The sequence below is a fragment of the Agromyces zhanjiangensis genome, from assembly GCF_040496055.1.
GTDB classification, from domain to species: Bacteria; Actinomycetota; Actinomycetes; order Actinomycetales; family Microbacteriaceae; genus Agromyces; species Agromyces zhanjiangensis.
Genome location: NZ_JBEPKB010000008.1, coordinates 67,720 through 85,741 on the forward strand (window position 1 = coordinate 67,720; position 18,022 = coordinate 85,741).

Annotated in this window: 26 protein-coding genes; 1 reads left to right on the forward strand and 25 read right to left on the reverse strand. The window is 69.7% G+C overall.

Translation table 11 applies throughout. From position 1 onward, the window contains the following. Position 1: 1 nt before the first annotated feature. The 12 genes from rplN to rpsJ are packed head-to-tail and all read right to left on the reverse strand — an operon-like array spanning position 2 to position 5,676. Positions 2-370: a 50S ribosomal protein L14 gene (gene rplN, locus ABME02_RS14645; protein ID WP_353816080.1), complete on the reverse strand. Its 369-nt coding sequence runs from the start codon at positions 368-370 to the stop codon at positions 2-4. 33 nt (positions 371-403) lie between these two features. Beyond that, positions 404-706, reverse strand: a complete 303-nt coding sequence (gene rpsQ / locus ABME02_RS14650) for a 30S ribosomal protein S17 (RefSeq protein WP_129233338.1) — start codon at positions 704-706, stop codon at positions 404-406. A 2-nt stretch (positions 707-708) separates the two neighbouring features. Then, positions 709-1,029, reverse strand: coding sequence for a 50S ribosomal protein L29 (gene rpmC / locus ABME02_RS14655; RefSeq protein WP_353816081.1), 321 nt, complete (start codon positions 1,027-1,029; stop codon positions 709-711). Continuing rightward, positions 1,029-1,448 (reverse strand): 50S ribosomal protein L16, encoded by a 420-nt coding sequence (gene rplP / locus ABME02_RS14660; protein WP_129233336.1) that lies wholly within the window; start codon positions 1,446-1,448, stop codon positions 1,029-1,031. The genes rpmC and rplP overlap by 1 nt, the downstream gene beginning before the upstream one ends. A gap of 2 nt (positions 1,449-1,450) precedes the next feature. Then, positions 1,451-2,197, reverse strand: coding sequence for a 30S ribosomal protein S3 (gene rpsC, locus ABME02_RS14665; RefSeq protein WP_353816082.1), 747 nt, complete (start codon positions 2,195-2,197; stop codon positions 1,451-1,453). After that, positions 2,197-2,562 carry a 50S ribosomal protein L22 gene (gene rplV, locus ABME02_RS14670; RefSeq protein ID WP_154346541.1) on the reverse strand — a complete coding sequence of 122 codons (366 nt, stop codon included), beginning with the start codon at positions 2,560-2,562 and terminating at the stop codon, positions 2,197-2,199. Before rplV ends, rpsC begins: the two co-directional genes overlap by 1 nt. A 25-nt stretch (positions 2,563-2,587) precedes the next feature. Then, complete coding sequence (gene rpsS, locus ABME02_RS14675; RefSeq protein WP_155052793.1) at positions 2,588-2,869, reverse strand: 30S ribosomal protein S19; 282 nt, start codon at positions 2,867-2,869, stop codon at positions 2,588-2,590. A gap of 12 nt (positions 2,870-2,881) precedes the next feature. Beyond that, a complete protein-coding gene (gene rplB, locus ABME02_RS14680) occupies positions 2,882-3,721 on the reverse strand; it encodes a 50S ribosomal protein L2 (protein WP_155052792.1) in 840 nt (279 codons plus the stop codon). 19 nt (positions 3,722-3,740) lie between these two features. Next, positions 3,741-4,043 carry a 50S ribosomal protein L23 gene (gene rplW, locus ABME02_RS14685; RefSeq protein ID WP_155052791.1) on the reverse strand — a complete coding sequence of 101 codons (303 nt, stop codon included), beginning with the start codon at positions 4,041-4,043 and terminating at the stop codon, positions 3,741-3,743. Next, entirely contained in the window at positions 4,040-4,699 is a 660-nt protein-coding gene (gene rplD, locus ABME02_RS14690; protein WP_353816083.1) for a 50S ribosomal protein L4, read from the reverse strand. Before rplD ends, rplW begins: the two co-directional genes overlap by 4 nt. 3 nt (positions 4,700-4,702) lie before the next feature. Continuing rightward, the gene (gene rplC, locus ABME02_RS14695) at positions 4,703-5,359 is read right to left on the reverse strand and encodes a 50S ribosomal protein L3 (protein WP_353816084.1); all 657 of its coding nucleotides are present in this window, start codon (positions 5,357-5,359) and stop codon (positions 4,703-4,705) included. A gap of 8 nt (positions 5,360-5,367) precedes the next feature. Then, the gene (gene rpsJ / locus ABME02_RS14700; protein ID WP_017201594.1) at positions 5,368-5,676 is read right to left on the reverse strand and encodes a 30S ribosomal protein S10; all 309 of its coding nucleotides are present in this window, start codon (positions 5,674-5,676) and stop codon (positions 5,368-5,370) included. Between the two features lie 518 nt (positions 5,677-6,194). On the opposite strand from rpsJ, the gene ABME02_RS14705 reads away from it, so the two are divergent. After that, positions 6,195-6,644, forward strand: coding sequence for an OsmC family protein (locus ABME02_RS14705; protein ID WP_353816085.1), 450 nt, complete (start codon positions 6,195-6,197; stop codon positions 6,642-6,644). A gap of 26 nt (positions 6,645-6,670) precedes the next feature. On the opposite strand, the gene ABME02_RS14710 is transcribed toward ABME02_RS14705, so the two are convergent. The 13 genes from ABME02_RS14710 to ABME02_RS14770 all read right to left on the reverse strand — a co-directional run bounded on the left by ABME02_RS14710 (position 6,671) and on the right by ABME02_RS14770 (position 17,979). Beyond that, a complete protein-coding gene (locus ABME02_RS14710; protein WP_353816086.1) occupies positions 6,671-7,885 on the reverse strand; it encodes an acyltransferase family protein in 1,215 nt (404 codons plus the stop codon). Between the two features lie 138 nt (positions 7,886-8,023). Beyond that, the gene (gene tuf / locus ABME02_RS14715) at positions 8,024-9,217 is read right to left on the reverse strand and encodes an elongation factor Tu (RefSeq protein WP_353816087.1); all 1,194 of its coding nucleotides are present in this window, start codon (positions 9,215-9,217) and stop codon (positions 8,024-8,026) included. Positions 9,218-9,330: 113 nt separating this feature from the next. Further along, positions 9,331-11,445 carry an elongation factor G gene (gene fusA, locus ABME02_RS14720; protein ID WP_353816088.1) on the reverse strand — a complete coding sequence of 705 codons (2,115 nt, stop codon included), beginning with the start codon at positions 11,443-11,445 and terminating at the stop codon, positions 9,331-9,333. A 96-nt stretch (positions 11,446-11,541) separates the two neighbouring features. After that, on the reverse strand, positions 11,542-12,012 hold the full coding sequence (gene rpsG, locus ABME02_RS14725) for a 30S ribosomal protein S7 (protein ID WP_121477586.1): 471 nt from the start codon (positions 12,010-12,012) through the stop codon (positions 11,542-11,544). Continuing rightward, a complete protein-coding gene (gene rpsL / locus ABME02_RS14730) occupies positions 12,012-12,386 on the reverse strand; it encodes a 30S ribosomal protein S12 (protein ID WP_022889720.1) in 375 nt (124 codons plus the stop codon). Before rpsL ends, rpsG begins: the two co-directional genes overlap by 1 nt. A 300-nt stretch (positions 12,387-12,686) precedes the next feature. Next, a complete protein-coding gene (locus tag ABME02_RS14735) occupies positions 12,687-13,334 on the reverse strand; it encodes a spermidine/putrescine ABC transporter substrate-binding protein (RefSeq protein WP_129234363.1) in 648 nt (215 codons plus the stop codon). 74 nt (positions 13,335-13,408) lie between these two features. Beyond that, positions 13,409-13,885 (reverse strand): DUF6121 family protein, encoded by a 477-nt coding sequence (locus tag ABME02_RS14740; protein ID WP_353816089.1) that lies wholly within the window; start codon positions 13,883-13,885, stop codon positions 13,409-13,411. A gap of 65 nt (positions 13,886-13,950) precedes the next feature. Beyond that, the gene (locus ABME02_RS14745; protein WP_353816090.1) at positions 13,951-14,862 is read right to left on the reverse strand and encodes a hypothetical protein; all 912 of its coding nucleotides are present in this window, start codon (positions 14,860-14,862) and stop codon (positions 13,951-13,953) included. Further along, the gene (locus ABME02_RS14750) at positions 14,859-15,404 is read right to left on the reverse strand and encodes a hypothetical protein (RefSeq protein WP_353816091.1); all 546 of its coding nucleotides are present in this window, start codon (positions 15,402-15,404) and stop codon (positions 14,859-14,861) included. Before ABME02_RS14750 ends, ABME02_RS14745 begins: the two co-directional genes overlap by 4 nt. After that, a complete protein-coding gene (locus tag ABME02_RS14755) occupies positions 15,404-16,018 on the reverse strand; it encodes a hypothetical protein (RefSeq protein WP_353816092.1) in 615 nt (204 codons plus the stop codon). The genes ABME02_RS14750 and ABME02_RS14755 overlap by 1 nt, the downstream gene beginning before the upstream one ends. Continuing rightward, a complete protein-coding gene (locus tag ABME02_RS14760) occupies positions 16,015-17,292 on the reverse strand; it encodes a hypothetical protein (protein ID WP_353816093.1) in 1,278 nt (425 codons plus the stop codon). Before ABME02_RS14760 ends, ABME02_RS14755 begins: the two co-directional genes overlap by 4 nt. Before the next feature lie 10 nt (positions 17,293-17,302). Then, the gene (locus ABME02_RS14765; protein WP_353816094.1) at positions 17,303-17,602 is read right to left on the reverse strand and encodes a hypothetical protein; all 300 of its coding nucleotides are present in this window, start codon (positions 17,600-17,602) and stop codon (positions 17,303-17,305) included. Between the two features lie 86 nt (positions 17,603-17,688). Then, the gene (locus tag ABME02_RS14770; RefSeq protein WP_353816095.1) at positions 17,689-17,979 is read right to left on the reverse strand and encodes a WXG100 family type VII secretion target; all 291 of its coding nucleotides are present in this window, start codon (positions 17,977-17,979) and stop codon (positions 17,689-17,691) included. Positions 17,980-18,022 lie beyond the last annotated feature (43 nt).

The window sequence follows — 18,022 nt, forward strand, 5'->3', positions numbered from 1 at the left end:
GTTACAGCACCTCCGGCGCCAGCGAGATGATCTTCATGAAGCGCTTGTCGCGCAGCTCCCGGCCGACCGGCCCGAAGATGCGGGTGCCACGGGGGTCACCGTCGTTCTTGAGGATCACCGCGGCGTTCTCGTCGAACTTGATGTAGGAGCCGTCGGGACGACGGGTCTCCTTCACGGTGCGGACGACGACGGCCTTGACCACGTCGCCCTTCTTCACGTTGCCGCCCGGGATCGCGTCCTTGACGGTGGCGACGATGATGTCGCCCAGGCCCGCGTAGCGGCGGCTGGAACCGCCGAGCACGCGGATGGTGAGCAGCTCCTTGGCGCCCGTGTTGTCGGCGACCTTGAGCCGGGATTCCTGCTGAATCACTTCGTACTCCTTCTGGGAAGCAAGCCCGGGGGCTTACTTGGCCTTCTCGACGATCTCGACCAGGCGCCAGCGCTTGGTGGCGCTGAGCGGGCGGGTCTCGGAGATCACGACGAGGTCGCCGATGCCGGCGGTGTTCTGCTCGTCGTGCGCCTTGACCTTCGACGTACGGCGCATGACCTTGCCGTACAGCGGGTGCTTCACGCGGTCCTCGACCTCGACGACGATGGTCTTGTCCATCTTGTCGCTGACGACGTAGCCGCGACGGACCTTGCGGTAACCGCGGACGAGCTCGGCCGTCTCGGCGACCTCGGCCGCAGCCTTCTTGGTCTCAGCCATGATCAGGCCTCCTTCGTCTCGGCCTCGGCGTCGGCGGATGCCTCGGCCTTGGCCTTCTTCGTCTTCTTCGCGGGCGCTGCGGGCGCCTCGACCGGCGCGGGCGTGGCACGGATGCCGAGCTCGCGCTCACGGATGACCGTGTAGATGCGGGCGATGTCGCGCTTGACGGCCTTCAGGCGGCCGTGGCTCTCGAGCTGGCCGGTGGCCGACTGGAAGCGGAGGTTGAACAGCTCCTCCTTGGCCTTCTTCAGCTCGTCGACGAGACGCTCGTCCTCGAAGGTGTCGAGCTCGGTCACAGCGAGCTCCTTGGAACCGACGGCCATTATGCGTCGCCCTCCTCGCGCTTGATGATGCGTGCCTTGAGGGGCAGCTTGTGGATTGCACGGGTCATGGCCTCGCGAGCGAGTTCCTCGGAGACGCCCGAGACCTCGAAGAGGACTCGACCCGGCTTGACGTTGGCGACCCACCACTCGGGCGAACCCTTACCGGAACCCATGCGGGTCTCGGCGGGCTTCTTCGTGAGCGGACGGTCGGGGTAGATGTTGATCCACACCTTGCCGCCGCGCTTGATGTGACGCGTCATGGCGATACGAGCGGACTCGATCTGACGGTTCGTCACGTACGCGGGGCTCAGGGCCTGGATGCCGTACTCGCCGAAGGAGACCTTCGTGCCGCCGGTGGCCTGGCCCGAACGGCCGGGGTGGTGCTGCTTGCGGTACTTGACTCGACGGGGAATCAACATGGTTATGCCTCAACTCCTGCTGCGGCCGTCTCCTGGGCGCGGGGCGCGCGGCGACGGTCGTTACGGTCACGCGACGGCTTCTGGGCGGCCTGCTCGCGAGCGAGCTCCTTGTTGGTGATGTCGCCCTTGTAGATCCAGACCTTGACGCCGATGCGGCCGAACGTGGTCTTGGCCTCGTAGAAGCCGTAGTCGATGTTCGCGCGGAGCGTGTGCAGCGGCACCCGACCCTCGCGGTAGAACTCCGAGCGGCTCATCTCGGCGCCGCCGAGGCGGCCCGAGACCTGGATGCGGACGCCCTTGGCGCCGGCGCGCTGCGCGCCCTGCAGGCCCTTGCGCATCGCGCGGCGGAAGGCCACGCGGGCGGAGAGCTGCTCGGCGATGCCCTGCGCGACGAGCTGGGCGTCGGCCTCGGGGTTCTTCACCTCGAGGATGTTGAGCTGGATCTGCTTGCCGGTGAGCTTCTCGAGGTCGGCGCGGATGCGCTCGGCCTCGGCGCCGCGGCGGCCGATCACGATACCCGGGCGGGCGGTGTGGATGTCCACACGGACCCGGTCGCGGGTGCGCTCGATCTCGATGCGGCTCACGCCGGCACGGTCGAGCGACGTCTGGAGCAGGCGACGGATCTTGACGTCCTCGGCGAGGTAGTCGGCGTAGCGCTGTCCGGGCTTCGTCGAGTCGGAGAACCACCGCGACACGTGGTCGGTGGTGATGCCCAGACGGAAGCCGTACGGGTTGACCTTCTGACCCATTACTTCGTACCCTCCTCGGGCGTGCCGAGCACGATGGTGATGTGGCTCGTGCGCTTGTTGATGCGGAAGGCACGACCCTGCGCGCGCGGCTGGAAACGCTTGAGGGTGGTGCCCTCGTCGACGTACGCCGTCTTCACGTAGAGGTCCTGCTCGTCCAGGTAGGTGTTCGTGGCATCGGCCTTGACGCGAGCGTTCGCGATGGCCGAGGCGACGAGCTTGTAGACCGGCTCGCTCGCACCCTGCGGGGCGAACTTCAGGATGGCCAGGGCCTCCTGTGCCTGCTTGCCGCGGATCAGGTTGACGACGCGGCGGGCCTTCATGGGGGTCACGCGGATGTGACGCACGCGGGCGATCGACTCCACCATTTCTCTCCTCCTTCACGCCACCGCGTCAGCGGCGGCGGCCCTTCTTGTCGTCCTTCACGTGTCCACGGAAGGTGCGGGTGGGCGCGAACTCGCCGAGCTTGTGGCCCACCATGGTCTCGGTGACGAACACCGGGATATGCTTGCGGCCGTCGTGCACGGCGATCGTGTGGCCGAGCATGGCCGGGACGATCATCGAGCGACGCGACCACGTCTTGATGACGTTCTTGGAACCCGCTTCGTTCTGCGAGGCGACCTTGCGAAGCAGGTGCTCGTCGACGAAGGGGCCCTTCTTGAGGCTGCGAGGCATCTTCTCTTACTCCTACTTGCGCTTCTTGCCGACGGTGCGACGACGGACGATGAGCTTGTCGCTCTCCTTGTTGGGGCGACGGGTGCGTCCCTCGGGCTGACCCCACGGGCTCACCGGGTGGCGACCACCGGAGGTCTTGCCCTCGCCACCACCGTGCGGGTGGTCGATCGGGTTCATCGCGACACCGCGGACGGTCGGGCGCACGCCCTTCCAGCGCTTGCGGCCGGCCTTGCCCCAGTTGATGTTCGACTGCTCGGCGTTGCCGACCTCGCCGACGGTCGCGCGGCAGCGCGCGTCGACGTTGCGGATCTCGCCCGACGGCAGGCGGAGCTGCGCGTAGGGGCCGTCCTTCGCGACCAGGCGCACCGAGGCGCCGGCCGAACGGGCCATCTTCGCGCCGCCGCCGGGGCGGAGCTCGATGGCGTGGATGACCGTACCGGTCGGGATGTTGCGCAGCGGCAGGTTGTTGCCGGGCTTGATGTCGGCGGCCGGGCCCGACTCCACGAGGTCACCCTGCGACAGCTTGGCCGGGGCCAGGATGTAGCGCTTGGTGCCGTCGGCGAAGTGCAGCAGCGCGATGCGCGCGGTGCGGTTCGGGTCGTACTCGATGTGCGCGACCTTGGCGGGCACGCCGTCCTTGTCGTTGCGACGGAAGTCGATGACGCGGTACTGGCGCTTGTGGCCACCACCGATGTGACGCGTCGTGATCCGGCCCTGGTTGTTGCGGCCACCGGTCTTCGAGAGCGGCTTGAGCAGCGACTTCTCGGGCGTCGAGCGCGTGATCTCGGCGAAGTCGGCGACCGACGAACCGCGACGACCCGGGGTCGTGGGCTTGTACTTGCGAATAGCCATAGTGAGGTTCCTCTGCTCCTTAGCCGACGTTCGTGAAGATGTCGATCGAGCCGGACTTGAGGGTGACGATCGCGCGCTTGGTGTCCTTGCGCTTGCCCATGCCGAAGCGGGTGCGACGCGTCTTGCCCTGACGGTTGAGGGTGTTGATCGAGGCGACCTGGACGTTGAAGATCTTCTCGATGGCGAGCTTGATCTCGGTCTTGTTCGAGCGGGGGTCCACGATGAACGTGTACTTGCCCTCGTCGATCAGGTTGTAGCTCTTCTCCGAGACCACCGGCGCGATGATGATGTCGCGGGGGTCCTTGTTGTGCGCGGCGCTCATGCGGAGACCTCTTCCTTCTTCGCCTGCTTCGCGGCGACGAACGCCTCGAGCGCGGCCTTGCTGAAGACGATGTCGTCGGAGACGAGCACGTCGTAGGCGTTCAGCTGGTCGACCGGCAGGACGTGCACGGTCGGGATGTTGCGGACCGCACGCTCCGAGAGCTCCTCGTCGCGGGTGAGCACGACGAGCTGGTGCTTCGACGGCGCGACCGAGGCGAGGAGCGCGACGGCGTCCTTCGTCTTCGGGGCCTCGCCGTTGGCGAGCGACTCGACCGCGTGGATGCGGCCGCCGCGAGCGCGGTCGGAGAGCGCGCCGAGCAGGGCTGCGGCGATCATCTTCTTGGGGGTGCGCTGCGAGTAGTCACGCGGCTGCGGGCCGTGGACGACGCCACCGCCGGTCATGTGCGGCGCGCGGATCGAGCCCTGGCGGGCGCGGCCCGTGCCCTTCTGCTTGAAGGGCTTGCGGCCGGCGCCGGAGACCTCGCCGCGGGTCTTGGTCTTGTGCGTGCCCTGGCGCGCGGCGGCGAGCTGGGCGACGACGACCTGGTGGATCAGCGGGACGTTGGTCTGCACGTCGAAGAGCTCGGCGGGCAGCTCGATCGAGCCGGACTTCTTGCCGGTGACGTCGAGGACGTCGATGGTGTTGGCGGTAGCCATGGACTACGCCCCCTTCACAGCGTTGCGGACGAACACGAGACGACCGCGAGCACCGGGAACCGCGCCCTTGACGAGCAGCAGGCCCTTCTCGGCGTCGACGGCGTGCACGCGGAGGTTCAGGACGGTGACGCGCTCGCCACCCATGCGGCCGGCCATGCGCATGCCCTTGAAGACACGGCTCGGGGTCGACGAGGCGCCGATCGAACCGGGCTTGCGGTGGTTGCGGTGGGCACCGTGCGACGCGGAGACGCCCGCGAAGTTGTGGCGCTTCATGACACCGGCGAAGCCCTTGCCCTTCGACGTGCCGACGACGTCGACCAGCTGGCCGGCCTCGAAGGTGCCGTCGACGGTGAGCTCCTGGCCGAGCGCGTAGTCCGCGGCGTCGGCGGTGCGCACCTCGGTCACGTGGCGGCGCGGCGTGACGCCGGCGGCCTCGAAGTGACCGGTGAGGGGCTTGGTGACCTTGCGGGGGTCGACGGCGCCTGCGGCGATCTGGACGGCCGCGTAGCCGTCGCGCTCCTGCGTGCGGAGCTGGGTGACCACGTTGGGGGCGATCTCGATGACGGTGACCGGGATGAGCTTGTTGTTCTCGTCCCACACCTGGGTCATGCCGAGCTTCGTGCCGAGCAGGCCCTTCACGTTCTTTGCAGTGGTGGACATGTCGTACCTCAGAGCTTGATCTCGATGTTGACGTCGGCCGGAAGGTCGAGACGCATGAGCGAGTCGACGGCCTTGGGCGTCGGGTCCACGATGTCGATCAGGCGCTTGTGGGTGCGCATCTCGAAGTGCTCGCGGCTGTCCTTGTACTTGTGGGGCGAGCGGATGACGCACACCACGTTCTTCTCGGTCGGAAGCGGCACGGGGCCGACGACCGTGGCGCCCGCGCGGGTCACCGTGTCGACGATCTTGCGCGCCGAGGTGTCGATGACCTCGTGGTCATACGACTTCAGTCGAATGCGGATCTTCTGTCCCGCCATTGCTGACTCTCTCTCTGTCAAGGCGTCTTACCCCTTCCGAGGGCATCGGACGCCGCGTAGCCACTTCGTGCGAAGCACCACTGTTCTTCTGTCAAAGGCCGCTGATCGAGCCTGTCGAAACCACCCCGTATCGCGGTGGCCTCGACACGCTCGACCTTCGAGCCCCAACCGACCCCCGCGCTCGGGCGTGTCGCACTCGCGAAAACGGGCATGGGGCATCGCCCATGCTCGTAGGGTGGTGGTCGCTTGTGTCGTTCTGCTGCCCGCGGCCTAGCCTGACCCGTGGCGCTCCGAGGAGCTTCCGGTGGCTATGCACTGCCTGGCAGTGATTCGGACGGAGCGCAGCAAGGCACGCCGTTCGAAATGTTGAACTCAAAGAGTCTGCCATACGGGGCAGCATCCGTGCAACCCGGGCGTGTCGCGGGAGCGGGGCTCACCGGATCCTCCCAGTCAAGCGGATGCCGCAGCATCCGTCGGCATGGTGGAATCGGGGGCACGGCAAGCCGAGGGAGGACTCGATGACGGAGCACGCGCACGCGGTCGGCGAGCGGATCGCACGGGGCAGCGTCTCGGTGACGCGGACCGGCCGGCGGACCTACGAGGGCCTGAACGAACGCGGGTCCACCGTGCTGATCGGGCCCGTCGAGGCCCCGGGGCACTTCACCCCGGGCGAGCTCCTCAAGCTGGCCCTGGCCGGATGCGCCGGGATGAGCGCGGACTCGGTCGCGGCTCGCCGGCTCGGCGATGACGTCGCGATCACGGTCTGGGCGCACGGCACCTCGAAGGACGACAACCGCTACCGGGAGATCGACGAGGAGATCGTCGTCGACCTGTCGGGCCTCGAGCCGGAGGAGCGCGAGCAGCTCGCCGCGATCATGGCCCGTGCGATCGCGAGGGCGTGCACGGTGGCGCGCAGCGTCGAGGGATCCATCGACCTCCGGACCACGGTCGACGGCATCGAGATCTGAGCCGGTCCGCACCCGAGCGGCCGCGCTCACTCCCCCGTGTGCGCGGGGCGTTCGCACGCCTCCGCGCCGGCGGCGCTCGGACCGACGATCCCAGCCGCGACGACGAGCGCCGCGAGCGTCGCAACCGAGCCGAGCAGCAGCGCCGACCGCGGCCGCCGCGCCCCGGCGACGCCGAACCGCGCGGGATCCTCGATCCAGCGCTTCGATCCCGCGGCGACCGCGAACGCCGCGACCACGAGCAGCGTCATGAGCCACGGCGGGCTCGGCACCCCGGTGATGAACGGCAGGAACATGAAGATCGGCCAGTGCCAGAGGTACAGCGAGTACGAGATGTCGCCCGTCCACTGCACGGGCGCGAGCCCGGTCGCGCGCGCGGGCGACCACGCCGTGTCCGGCATCCCGGCCCAGATCACGGCGAGCGCGCCCGCGACGGGGACGAGGACGACGAGGCCCGGGAACCCTTCGGGCGTGCGGAAGGTGAGGATCGGCACCGCGATGAGCGCGATGCCGAGCCATCCGGCGGCCGCCCTCAGCCGTTCGCGGCCCGGGGCGACCACGGGGACGAGGATCGCCAAGATCCCGCCGACCCCGAACTCCCACACGCGCGTGAACGTCGAGAAGTACGCGAGGTTGTGGTCCTGCACGGTGAGGACGACATTCCAGGCGAACGAGGCGACGGTCGCGGCACCGAGGACGACGAGCAGGGCGCGTCGCGGGTCCCGCGCCCGACGGGCGGCGAACCCGATGGCGACGATGATCAGCAGCGGCCAGGCCAGGTAGAACTGCTCCTCGACCGAGAGCGACCAGAAGTGCTGCACCGGCGTCGACGCGAGGTCGCCGCGCGCCGGGTCCTGGGAATCGGAGGCCAGCAGCCAGTTCTCGAAGTAGAGCGCGCTCGCGATCACCTCGCGGAAGTACGAGCGCCACTCGACCCGCGGCACGACGAGGTAGGTGAGCACCGTGACGGCGACGAGCACCGCCATGGCGGCCGGGAGGATGCGCCGAGCCCGACGGAGGTAGAAGTCCTTCAGCGAGATGCGGCCCGTTCGGGCGTGCTCGCGGAGCAGCAGCGCCGTGATGAGGAAGCCCGACACGACGAAGAAGACGTCCACCCCCATGTAGCCGGCGGGCGCGACGGCGGGCCAGCCGTGGTGCAGCACGACGGCGCACACCGCGATCGCACGGAGCGCCTGGATCTCGGGCCGCACGGCGGCACGCGTTCGGGTCGACGGGGGAACCATCCCGTCAAGGCTAACCCGAGGTCTCCTCGACGAGCGATGCCCTGACCGGATCTGGACGGCCGTGCAGTGCTGTGGTACGGGATGACGAAAGGGGCCGGGCCCGAAGGCCCGACCCCTTTCAGGTCGCGATCGCGAAGATTACTTGAGGATCTTCGTGACGGTACCGGCGCCGACCGTGCGGCCACCCTCGCGGATGGCGAAGCCGAGGCCCTCCTCCATGGCGATCGGCTGGATGAGCTCGACCGTCATGTCGGTGGTGTCGCCGGGCATGACCATCTCGGTGCCCTCGGGCAGCGTGATGACGCCGGTGACGTCGGTGGTGCGGAAGTAGAACTGCGGGCGGTAGTTCGCGTAGAACGGGTTGTGACGGCCGCCCTCGTCCTTCGAGAGGATGTACGCGGTGCCCTCGAAGTTCGTGTGCGGGGTCACCGAGCCCGGGGCCACGACGACCTGGCCGCGCTCGACGTCCTCGCGCTTGGTGCCGCGGAGCAGGAGACCGCAGTTCTCGCCGGCCCATGCCTCGTCGAGCTGCTTGTGGAACATCTCGATGCCCGTGACCGTGGTCTTCTGCGTCGGGCGGATGCCGACGATCTCGACCTCGGAGTTGATCTTCAGCGTGCCGCGCTCGGCGCGACCCGTGACGACCGTGCCGCGACCGGTGATGGTGAAGACGTCCTCGATCGGCATGAGGAACGGCTTGTCCTTGTCACGCACGGGGTCGGGGATCGAGTCGTCGACGGCCTCCATGAGCTCGAGGACCGAGTTGACCCACTTCTCGTCGCCCTCGAGGGCCTTGAGGCCCGAGACGCGGACGACCGGGGCGTCGTCGCCGGGGAAGCCCTGCGACGAGAGCAGCTCGCGGACCTCGAGCTCGACGAGCTCCAGGATCTCCTCGTCGTCGACCATGTCGGCCTTGTTCAGCGCGACGAGCAGGTAGGGCACGCCGACCTGCTTGGCGAGCAGCACGTGCTCGCGCGTCTGGGCCATCGGGCCGTCGGTCGCCGCGACCACCAGGATCGCGCCGTCCATCTGGGCGGCACCGGTGATCATGTTCTTGATGTAGTCGGCGTGACCCGGGGCGTCGACGTGCGCGTAGTGGCGCTTCGGCGTCTCGTACTCGACGTGCGAGATGTTGATCGTGATGCCGCGCTGGCGCTCCTCGGGAGCGGAGTCGATCGACGCGAAGTCGCGCTGCACGTTGGTGGCCGACGGGTACTTGTCGGCGAGCACCTTGGAGATCGCTGCGGTGAGCGTGGTCTTGCCGTGGTCGACGTGACCGATCGTTCCGATGTTGACGTGCGGCTTGGTCCGCTCGAACTTGGCCTTAGCCACTGTGGGTCCTCCTCAGGATCCGTGTAGCAGCACCGGGCGCCGGATTGCGACCGGTGTGCTACTGGGGTTGTGTTGTTATGTTACGCGAACCTGTCGGTCCGTGCGTTCGGGCGCTACTCGCCCTTGTTCTTCTGGACGATCTCCTCGGCCACGGCCTTCGGGACCTCCGCGTAGCTCTCGAACTCCATCGAGTACACCGCGCGGCCCGAGGTCTTGGACCGCAGGTCGCCGATGTAGCCGAACATCTCCGAGAGCGGGACGTGCGCACGCACGACCTTCACGCCTGCGGCGTCCTCCATGGACTGGATCTGGCCGCGGCGCGAGTTCAGGTCGCCGATGACGTCGCCCATGTACTCCTCGGGAGTACGGACCTCGACGGCCATCAGCGGCTCGAGCAGGACGGGGTTCGCCTTCCGAGCGGCCTCCTTGAAGCCCATCGAACCGGCGATCTTGAACGCCATCTCCGAGGAGTCGACGTCGTGCGCGGCGCCGTCGAGGAGCGTCGCCTTGACGCCCACCATCGGGTAGCCGGCGAGGATGCCGACCTGCATGGCGTCCTGGAAGCCCGCGTCGACCGACGGGATGTACTCGCGCGGGACGCGGCCACCCGTGACGGCGTTCTCGAACTCGTAGGTCTTGTCGCCCTCGACCTCGAGCGGCTCGAGCTTGAACTGGATCTTCGCGAACTGGCCCGACCCACCCGTCTGCTTCTTGTGGGTGTAGTCGTGCTTCTCCACCGTGCGGCGGAGCGTCTCGCGGTACGCGACCTGCGGCTTGCCGACGTTCGCCTCGACCTTGAACTCGCGCTTCATGCGGTCCACGAGGATGTCGAGGTGCAGCTCGCCCATGCCCTTGATGACGGTCTGGCCGGTCTCCTGGTTGAGCTCGGTGCGGAAGGTCGGGTCCTCCTCGGCGAGCTTCTGGATCGCGGTGCCGAGCTTCTCCTGGTCGGCCTTGGTCTTCGGCTCGATGGCGACCTCGATGACGGGCTCGGGGAAGGTCATCGACTCGAGGACGACCTGGTTGTCCGGGTCGCACAGGGTGTCGCCGGTCGTGGTGTCCTTCAGGCCGATCACGGCGTAGATGTTGCCCGCGGTGACCGAGTCGACCGGGTTCTCCTTGTTGGCGTGCATCTGGAAGATCTTCCCGATGCGCTCCTTCTTGCCCTTGGTCGAGTTGATGACCTGGGCGCCGGAGTCGAGGCGACCCGAGTAGACGCGGACGTAGGTGAGGCGACCGAAGAACGGGTGCACCGCGACCTTGAACGCGAGCGCCGAGAACGGCTCGGTCGCGTCGGCGTGGCGCTCGATGATCTTCTCCTCGTCGCGCACGTCGTGGCCCTGGACGGCGGGCACGTCGAGCGGCGACGGCAGGAAGTCGATGACCGCGTCGAGCATGGGCTGCACGCCGCGGTTCTTGAACGCCGAGCCGCACAGCACGGGGTAGATCTCGGAGTTGACGGTGAGCTTGCGGATCGCGCCCTTGATCTCGGCGACCGTGAGCTCCTCGCCGCCGAAGAACTTCTCGAGCAGCTCGTCGCTGGTCTCGGCGACGGTCTCGAGCAGCTGCTGGCGGTACTCGTCGGCCCTGTCCTTCAGGTCGGCCGGGATCTCCTGGACCTCGTACTTGGCGCCCATGGTCACGTCGCCCTTGGCGTCGCCGGGCCACACGAGGGCGCGCATCTCGATGAGGTCGATGACTCCGATGAAGTCGTTCTCGGCGCCGATCGGGAGCTGGAGCACGAGCGGCTTGGCGCCGAGGCGCTTGATGATCGTGTCGACGGTGAAGTAGAAGTCCGCGCCGAGCTTGTCCATCTTGTTGACGAAGCAGATGCGGGGGACGTTGTACTTGTCGGCCTGGCGCCAGACGGTCTCGGACTGGGGCTCGACGCCCTCCTTGCCGTCGAAGACGGCGACCGCGCCGTCGAGGACGCGCAGCGAGCGCTCCACCTCGACGGTGAAGTCGACGTGGCCGGGGGTGTCGATGATGTTGATCTGGTTCTTGTTCCAGAAGCAGGTGACCGCGGCGGACGTGATCGTAATGCCGCGCTCCTTCTCCTGCTCCATCCAGTCGGTGGTCGACGCGCCGTCGTGCGTCTCGCCGATCTTGTGGTTGACGCCCGTGTAGAACAGGATGCGCTCGGTCGTGGTGGTCTTGCCGGCATCGATGTGCGCCATGATGCCGATGTTGCGGACCTTGTTCAGGTCGGTGAGCACGTCAAGTGCCACGGGGTTCCTCCGGATGTTCAGGAACGGAAGGGTGGGGGGTGAGCGGATGCCGCCTGGCCGCCGCGAGCACGGGGCCCGCGGCATCCGCTCGGCCCGCTACCAGCGGTAGTGGGCGAAGGCGCGGTTCGACTCGGCCATCTTGTGGGTGTCCTCGCGGCGCTTGACCGCGGCACCCAGGCCGTTCGAGGCGTCGAGGATCTCGTTGGTGAGACGCTCGGTCATGGTCTTCTCGCGGCGGGCCTTGGCGTAGCTGGTGAGCCAGCGCAGCGCCAGGGTGTTCGCACGGTGCGGCTTGACCTCGACGGGGACCTGGTAGGTCGAGCCGCCGACGCGGCGCGACCGGACCTCGAGGGTCGGGCGCACGTTGTCGAGGGCCTTCTTCAGGACCGCGACGGCGTCCTGGCCGGACTTGTTCGCGACGTTCTCGAGCGCCTCGTAGACGATGCGCTGCGCGAGGTCCTTCTTGCCGTCGATGAGGATCTTGTTGACGAGCTGGCTGACGACCGGCGAACCGTAGACCGGGTCGGCGACGACGGGGCGCTTCGGAGCGGGACCCTTGCGAGGCATTACTTCTTCTCCATCTTCGCGCCGTAGCGGCTACGAGCCTGCTTGCGGTTCTTCACGGCCTGCGTGTCGAGCGCGCCGCGGATGATCTTGTAGCGGACACCCGGGAGGTCCTTCACACGACCGCCGCGCACGAGCACCATCGAGTGCTCCTGCAGGTTGTGGCCCTCACCGGGGATGTAGGCGGTGACCTCGGTGCCGTTCGAGAGCTTCACACGGGCGACCTTGCGGAGCGCCGAGTTCGGCTTCTTCGGGGTGGTGGTGTACACACGCGTGCACACGCCGCGCTGCTGGGGGTTGGCCTTCAGGGCGGGAGCCTTGGTCTTGGTGACCTTCGGCGAGCGACCCTTGCGGACCAACTGCTGAATGGTTGGCACTGCTTCTCCTTGTTGTGCTGCACGGTGACAGCGTTGATGGATTTCACATCACGACCCACCGGCACCGCCGAGCGGCGCTGCCTTTTCAGTGGTGGGTATGCCGTGGGGGCTTCCGGCCGTTCGACCGCCGCCCTGGTGTGCGCACTGTGAGAACCCGCGCCGTCTCCGTGGACACAGGGTCCGCGGGCACAGCACGAGCGCGCGGCAACGCGCACACCCGATCAATGGTAATCCGGCGTCACGATGCGGTCAAATGGCGCCCGCTCGCCCTCGGCGAACGCCGGTCGGCGTCGAGGTCGCTCAGCCGGTCCACCCCGGCGCGTCGAGCTCGCGATCGAGGTCGGCGAGGAGCTCCGCCACCTGCGGCTCGACGAGCCGCTCGACCGCGTTGGCGATCCGCTGGCGGTGCCTGGCGAGTTCCGCGCAGATGCGCCGCCCGAGCTGCTTCGCGAAGTCGTCCGCGAGCCTGACCTCCTCGCGGAGCGCCTCCTTCTCCTGCGGGGTGAACGGGCGCGGCGCGGGCTCGGCGGCCTCGGCCGCGGCATCCGCCTCGAGTCCCTGCAGGGTGAAGAGGAACGGCTCGCCGGGCGTCGGGTCGGGATCGAGGTCGAGGCCGAGGAACTCCGGGTCGAGCCCCTCCCCCGCACGATAGGGCCGTCGGGCCTTCCGCTCCTCGGCGAGGCGGATCTCCCGATGCAGCATCGGGAGGTTGCGCGCGGTGTAGTCGTCGACCGCGACGTCGATGATGCCCTTCATGCGCATCGAGAACGCGTGCTGCACCGGGTGCGGCACGTCGACGTCGAGCCCGGCCGCGGCGAGGATGGGCGAGCCGAAGCAGCGCGTGCAGAGGCGCACGCGACCGCGGTGCGTGCCCGGTCGCCACCGCGGCAGCCACGCCAGCCAGCGGTCGACCTCGTGGCTCACCCGGGCCTCGACCGATCCCTCCACGCGGTTCACCCTACTGCGGGCGGCGCGGTGCGCCCGCGAAGCGGTGAACGGATGTCCCACCGCCGGCGCGCGCGTCACTCGTCGTCGTCGCGCTCCCAGGGCCACCTGGGCCGTGCCACCCCGCCCTCCTCGGCGCGGGCCGTCACGGCGGCGAGCAGCGCGACGAGCGCGCTCGCGACCGGGATGATGAGCCCGAAGCCGACCGACATGAACGAGAGGGCGAACAGGAACGCGGCGAGGATCGTGCCGGTGGACGCCGCGTACGCGATCGTCGCCGCGACGACGCCCGTCGACCAGGTGACGAGGAACGCGAGGCCCGCGATCGACCAGGCGCGGACCCCGCGCGTCAGGCCCGACCCGAGCAGCAGCAGCAGTGCGGCGACGGCGGCGCCGATCGTGATCGGTCCGACGAGCCGGCCGGCCGCGGGGTCGGCGATCGGCTCGAGGTCGGCGAGCAGGCTCGTGAACCCGAACGCCGCGACGATCAACGCGACGTCGAGTGCGGCCGCGAAACCGGCGACCGCCCACGCAGAGGTCGGGTTCGACGCCATGCTCCGAGCCTACGCCGCGTCCGCGGCCGCCACGGCGGTCCGCGTCGAGCGCTCGGGTCGACCGGTCAACGAACGCGGGCGAGCGCCGGGACGAGCGGCCGGCGATCAGGCACGCGCATCGCGCGCGCCGCACGCGCGATCGGGTCGTCGATGAGGAGCAGGCCCGGCTCGTGCGGCGCCGCCGACGGGTCGAGCAGGCCGCGTCGGGCGAGCACCGCGTAGGCGTCGACGACCTCGCTCCGCGCCCGCTCGACGGCATCGGGGTCGGCCTCCGCCAGTGCCGAGGCGACCTGTTCGCCGCACGCGCGCCGGATCCGGGCGACCTCCTCGCCGAACTCCTCGCGCACCTCCGCCGCGCGCGCCGCCTCCCGCTCTCTGGCCGATCGCGGGATGCGGAGCCGACGGGTCGACGCGATCACCGCCATGGCCACCAGGGCGACGCCGCTCGCCGCGGCGATCGCGACGGGCAGCACGAGGTCGCCGCCCGCGCGCCCGGCCTGGACGACCGTGGCGATCGCGGCCGCCGCGCCGACGCCGGCGACGATCCACGACATCGTCGCGTCGCCCGTCGTGACCGGACGTCGTCGCGACCACGGGACGACGAGCGCCATCAGCCCGGCACCGACGGCGAGCGCGATGGCGGCCGCAACGACCTCGAACGCGAGTCCGAGGTTCCCCCGACTGAAGAACAGCGCGTACGCGACCGCGACCGAGAGCGACGCGGCGAGATACCCGGCGGTCACGGCGCGATGCGGCCGGACGGCCGACGCGACACCGGGTTCCTCGGCGACGAGTCGCGCGAGCCGGCGTTCGCGCCACTGCTCGAGCTCGCGCGCCGCCCGGACGCCGAGCGCCGCGAGCGCGTCGCGCGTCTCGGGGAGACCGGCGAGCGCGCGACGGTCGATCTCGTCCCGGCGGACGGCGAGCGCGGTCGCATCGGCGCGCTCCGCCCACTCGGCGGCCGTGGCCCCGCTCATCCGACGAGCCTCAGCGACCCGACGATCGCGTCGGCGTGCGACTGCATCAGCCCGATCACGTCGATGTGCGCCTCCTCGGCGAGCACGTAGCCCGTCCGGTCGTCGAGCGGCAGCCCGTACACGAGCCCCGCGAGCGGCGCGCCGTCGGCGGCGTCTCGATCGCTGACGTAGGCGACCCGGTGCCCTCTCGGCACCAGTTCGGTCTCGAACGTCGCGACGGCGGGCTCGATGCGCGGGGTCGTCCCCGGCGGCAGCCAGGCCAGGGGGCCCTCGCGCTCGTCGACCCGGCGCTCCACGAACCCGACGTGGAGCACGCCCGTGGCAGGCACCGAGTCGGGGCGGAAGAAGAGCGAGGTGACCCCGCCCGTGCGCCGACGCCCGAGCGCCTCGCGCGCGGCGCCCTCGAACGCCTCGACGTGGGCGCCGAAGGGCCCGTCGGCGAAGCGCATCCGCTGCTCGGCGAGCCAGAGGCCGTCGGCCGCGGCATCCGGTTCGGGCATGACCGCCCAGACGCGCTCGTCGTACGAGAGCTCGAATCGCATCAGGCACCGCTCCAGCGGAAGGTGGACAGGATCGCATCGGCGAGCAGGCCGAACTCCTCGGCCGCCTCGTCGTCGAGCCGCTCGCCGCCCGCCGCGAGCGGCACCACGGCCGTGAACACGAGCGCCTCGCGGCGCCCGGTGCCGGGGATCGCGACGAGGTAGTCGAACGAGCGCGTGCGAAGCGTGCCGCCGTCGATCCGATGCGACGAGTCCGACGTCCAGCGCATGACGACGCGGGCGTCGTCGAGGGGTGCCGCCCCGTGGGTCCGCACGAGCCCGGCGACCTGCGCGTCGAGCGTGGCGCCGGCGGGAGCGGCGACGCGCGCGGCCGTGATCGCGAGCGGGAGCATCCGCTCGGCGGGCACCGACCGCTGGTAGACGAGCCGGACCGGGTCGCGACGGAGGAACTCGTCGGACGCTCGTCGGACGAGCGTGCGGAACCGGGCGTCGAGGTCGGGACGGTGCTCGGCGCGCATCCGTTCCGAGACCGATCCGAGCAGCTCGTCGAATGCGGCGCGGGTCGGCTCGACCGAGACCCACCCGGGCGGGAGCAGGAGCACGAACAGCGGGACCGGCGTGCGCGTGGACCCGGTCAGTTCGTCGCGGAGGCTCATCGCCACGAGTCCACGAGCCGCTCCTCGGCCGACTCGGCGATCTCACCGGTGATGAAGTCGGTGATCTGGAGGCCCTGTGCCCACGGCTGCTTCGAGCCGGCGACGAGGTCGGCGATTCCCGCGGCGCCGGAGTCGAACGACTCGGCGACGGAGTCGCCGACGCCCCACAGCCGGCCGAGGAAGATGTCGGAGCTGTTCGAGAGCTGCGTCGTCTCCAGGGCGTACCGCCAGCCCGCGGAGGTCTCGCGCACCATCTGGCTGACGACGGAGGTCTGCACCCACGGGACGAGGTTGTCGCCGGCGTTCCAGGCGTCCGCGGCGTTCCGGCTGATGGTGCCCAGGTGCGTGCGCAGTGCGCCGACGTCGTCGAACCCGAGGAAGAGCCCGATCGGCTTCCCGATCCGCGCCAGGGCGCTGCCTTCGCCGGCGGCCGCGAAGACGCGGCCCAGCTTGCCGAACGGGATGACCCCCACGATCGCGAGGCCGAGGTCCATTCCGTTCTTGCGGCCCTTCGCGTACAGCACGATGGTCGCGGCGAGCGTGATGAGCGCGGCGGCCGTGGCGAGGATCGCGACGAGCGGCCCGCCGACGATCAACGCGGCCACGAACAGCACGATCCCGACGACCTCGAGCACCTCGACGATGAACTCGAGCGCGGGGAGCGCGTCGTCCCAGAATCCGTCCTCGACCCCGTCCTCGTTCGCGCCCTCGAGGCCGGTCAGCGCCGCATCGTACGCGGCATCCCACGTGTCGTAGAAGCCGTCGAACCGGGCTGCGGCCTCGCGCCACTCCGCCTCGGCGGCCTCGAGCGCGCCCCCGGCCGCGGCCTGCGCCTCGTCACGCGCGGACGTCGAGCCGTCCGGGTCCTCCGGGGTGTCGACGGCGTCGTCCACGGCGGCGGTACGGTTCCGCACGGTCTCCCACAGCTCCTCGCACCGGCGGACGGCCGAGTTCAGCGAGACCTGGACCTCGCCGACCGCCTCGCCGTAGGTGCGCAGCGCGGTGCCGCTCGGCGAGTAGCGCAGTCCCGCCGTCCGGAGGTCGGCGTGCACCTCCTCGGCCTGCTCGCGCACCGCGTCGAGCGACTCGCCGCGGCCGACCTGGCCGTCGGCGAGCAGGCGGAGCGTGTTCGCCGCCTGCTGCATCCGCAGCCCCAGGTCCTCGATCGCGGTGCCGCGCTCGACGATGACCGAGGCCTCGCCCTCGAGGCGCTCGATGTCGCGACCCTTCGGCGAGTCGGGCATGAACCGGTGGAAGTACGCGCTGTTCCCCATCGTCGGTCCGTCACTTCGCCTCGAGCTGGGCGGCGAGGTCGCGGTCGAGCGACGCCCACCCGTCCCTCACAGCCTCGACCCGCTGCTGGAGTTCGATGAGATGCCCCTTGAGCGTCTCGCGCTTGTCGTCCCACGCGCCCTCGAACTCGTCGGCCGCGTCGCGGAGGCCCGATCGACCCATCGGCCGACGGATGGCCTCGACGAGGCGGCCGGTGCGCCCACCGGCCTCGTCGAACTCGACGACGATGTCCTTCAGGGCCTGGTCCAGCTCCTGCATCGAGGACAGGGGAACCTCGACTCCGTCTCCCATGGGGTGCTCCTCACCGGGGGTCGCGCGCTTCGGGTGGAACGTCCGCTCGGCGGCCGGCGTCGGGCCGGCCGCCGCACGGCGGAGGGTCAGCGACCGGCGAGCTGCTGGTCGAGGTCCTGGATCGCCTGCATCATGCCGCGGAGGGCCTCGCCCATCTCGCCGATGCCGTCGACGGCGTTCTTCAGGCCTGTGGTGAGCTCCTCGTAGCCCTGGCCGAACTTCCCGGACGCGTGCTGGGTCTTGAAGTCGTTGCCGAGCAGGTTGTCGACGGAGCCCTTCAGCTGGTCGAGCTGCGACTGGATGTCGTCGCGCGCGTCGGACAGCTTGCTCGCCATCGCCTCCATCTCGCCGTACGAGGCGCCGAAGTCTGCAGCCATGGTGGAACCTTCCTTCGTTCGGGATCTGCCCGCGACCGCGAGC

Bases quoted from the DNA above. Each gene is read 5' to 3' on its own strand.
- rpsQ (WP_129233338.1), bottom strand. From the start codon at position 706: ATGGCTGAGACCAAGAAGGCTGCGGCCGAGGTCGCCGAGACGGCCGAG.
- rpmC (WP_353816081.1), bottom strand. From the start codon at position 1,029: ATGGCCGTCGGTTCCAAGGAGCTCGCTGTGACCGAGCTCGACACCTTC.
- rplP (WP_129233336.1), bottom strand. From the start codon at position 1,448: ATGTTGATTCCCCGTCGAGTCAAGTACCGCAAGCAGCACCACCCCGGC.
- rpsC (WP_353816082.1), bottom strand. From the start codon at position 2,197: ATGGGTCAGAAGGTCAACCCGTACGGCTTCCGTCTGGGCATCACCACC.
- rplV (WP_154346541.1), bottom strand. From the start codon at position 2,562: ATGGTGGAGTCGATCGCCCGCGTGCGTCACATCCGCGTGACCCCCATG.
- rpsS (WP_155052793.1), bottom strand. From the start codon at position 2,869: ATGCCTCGCAGCCTCAAGAAGGGCCCCTTCGTCGACGAGCACCTGCTT.
- rplB (WP_155052792.1), bottom strand. From the start codon at position 3,721: ATGGCTATTCGCAAGTACAAGCCCACGACCCCGGGTCGTCGCGGTTCG.
- rplW (WP_155052791.1), bottom strand. From the start codon at position 4,043: ATGAGCGCCGCGCACAACAAGGACCCCCGCGACATCATCATCGCGCCG.
- rplD (WP_353816083.1), bottom strand. From the start codon at position 4,699: ATGGCTACCGCCAACACCATCGACGTCCTCGACGTCACCGGCAAGAAG.
- rplC (WP_353816084.1), bottom strand. From the start codon at position 5,359: ATGTCCACCACTGCAAAGAACGTGAAGGGCCTGCTCGGCACGAAGCTC.
- rpsJ (WP_017201594.1), bottom strand. From the start codon at position 5,676: ATGGCGGGACAGAAGATCCGCATTCGACTGAAGTCGTATGACCACGAG.
- ABME02_RS14705 (WP_353816085.1), top strand. From the start codon at position 6,195: ATGACGGAGCACGCGCACGCGGTCGGCGAGCGGATCGCACGGGGCAGC.
- ABME02_RS14710 (WP_353816086.1), bottom strand. From the start codon at position 7,885: ATGGTTCCCCCGTCGACCCGAACGCGTGCCGCCGTGCGGCCCGAGATC.
- rpsG (WP_121477586.1), bottom strand. From the start codon at position 12,012: ATGCCTCGCAAGGGTCCCGCTCCGAAGCGCCCCGTCGTCGCCGACCCG.
- ABME02_RS14740 (WP_353816089.1), bottom strand. From the start codon at position 13,885: ATGGCGTCGAACCCGACCTCTGCGTGGGCGGTCGCCGGTTTCGCGGCC.
- ABME02_RS14745 (WP_353816090.1), bottom strand. From the start codon at position 14,862: ATGAGCGGGGCCACGGCCGCCGAGTGGGCGGAGCGCGCCGATGCGACC.
- ABME02_RS14750 (WP_353816091.1), bottom strand. From the start codon at position 15,404: ATGCGATTCGAGCTCTCGTACGACGAGCGCGTCTGGGCGGTCATGCCC.
- ABME02_RS14755 (WP_353816092.1), bottom strand. From the start codon at position 16,018: ATGAGCCTCCGCGACGAACTGACCGGGTCCACGCGCACGCCGGTCCCG.
- ABME02_RS14760 (WP_353816093.1), bottom strand. From the start codon at position 17,292: ATGGGGAACAGCGCGTACTTCCACCGGTTCATGCCCGACTCGCCGAAG.
- ABME02_RS14765 (WP_353816094.1), bottom strand. From the start codon at position 17,602: ATGGGAGACGGAGTCGAGGTTCCCCTGTCCTCGATGCAGGAGCTGGAC.
- ABME02_RS14770 (WP_353816095.1), bottom strand. From the start codon at position 17,979: ATGGCTGCAGACTTCGGCGCCTCGTACGGCGAGATGGAGGCGATGGCG.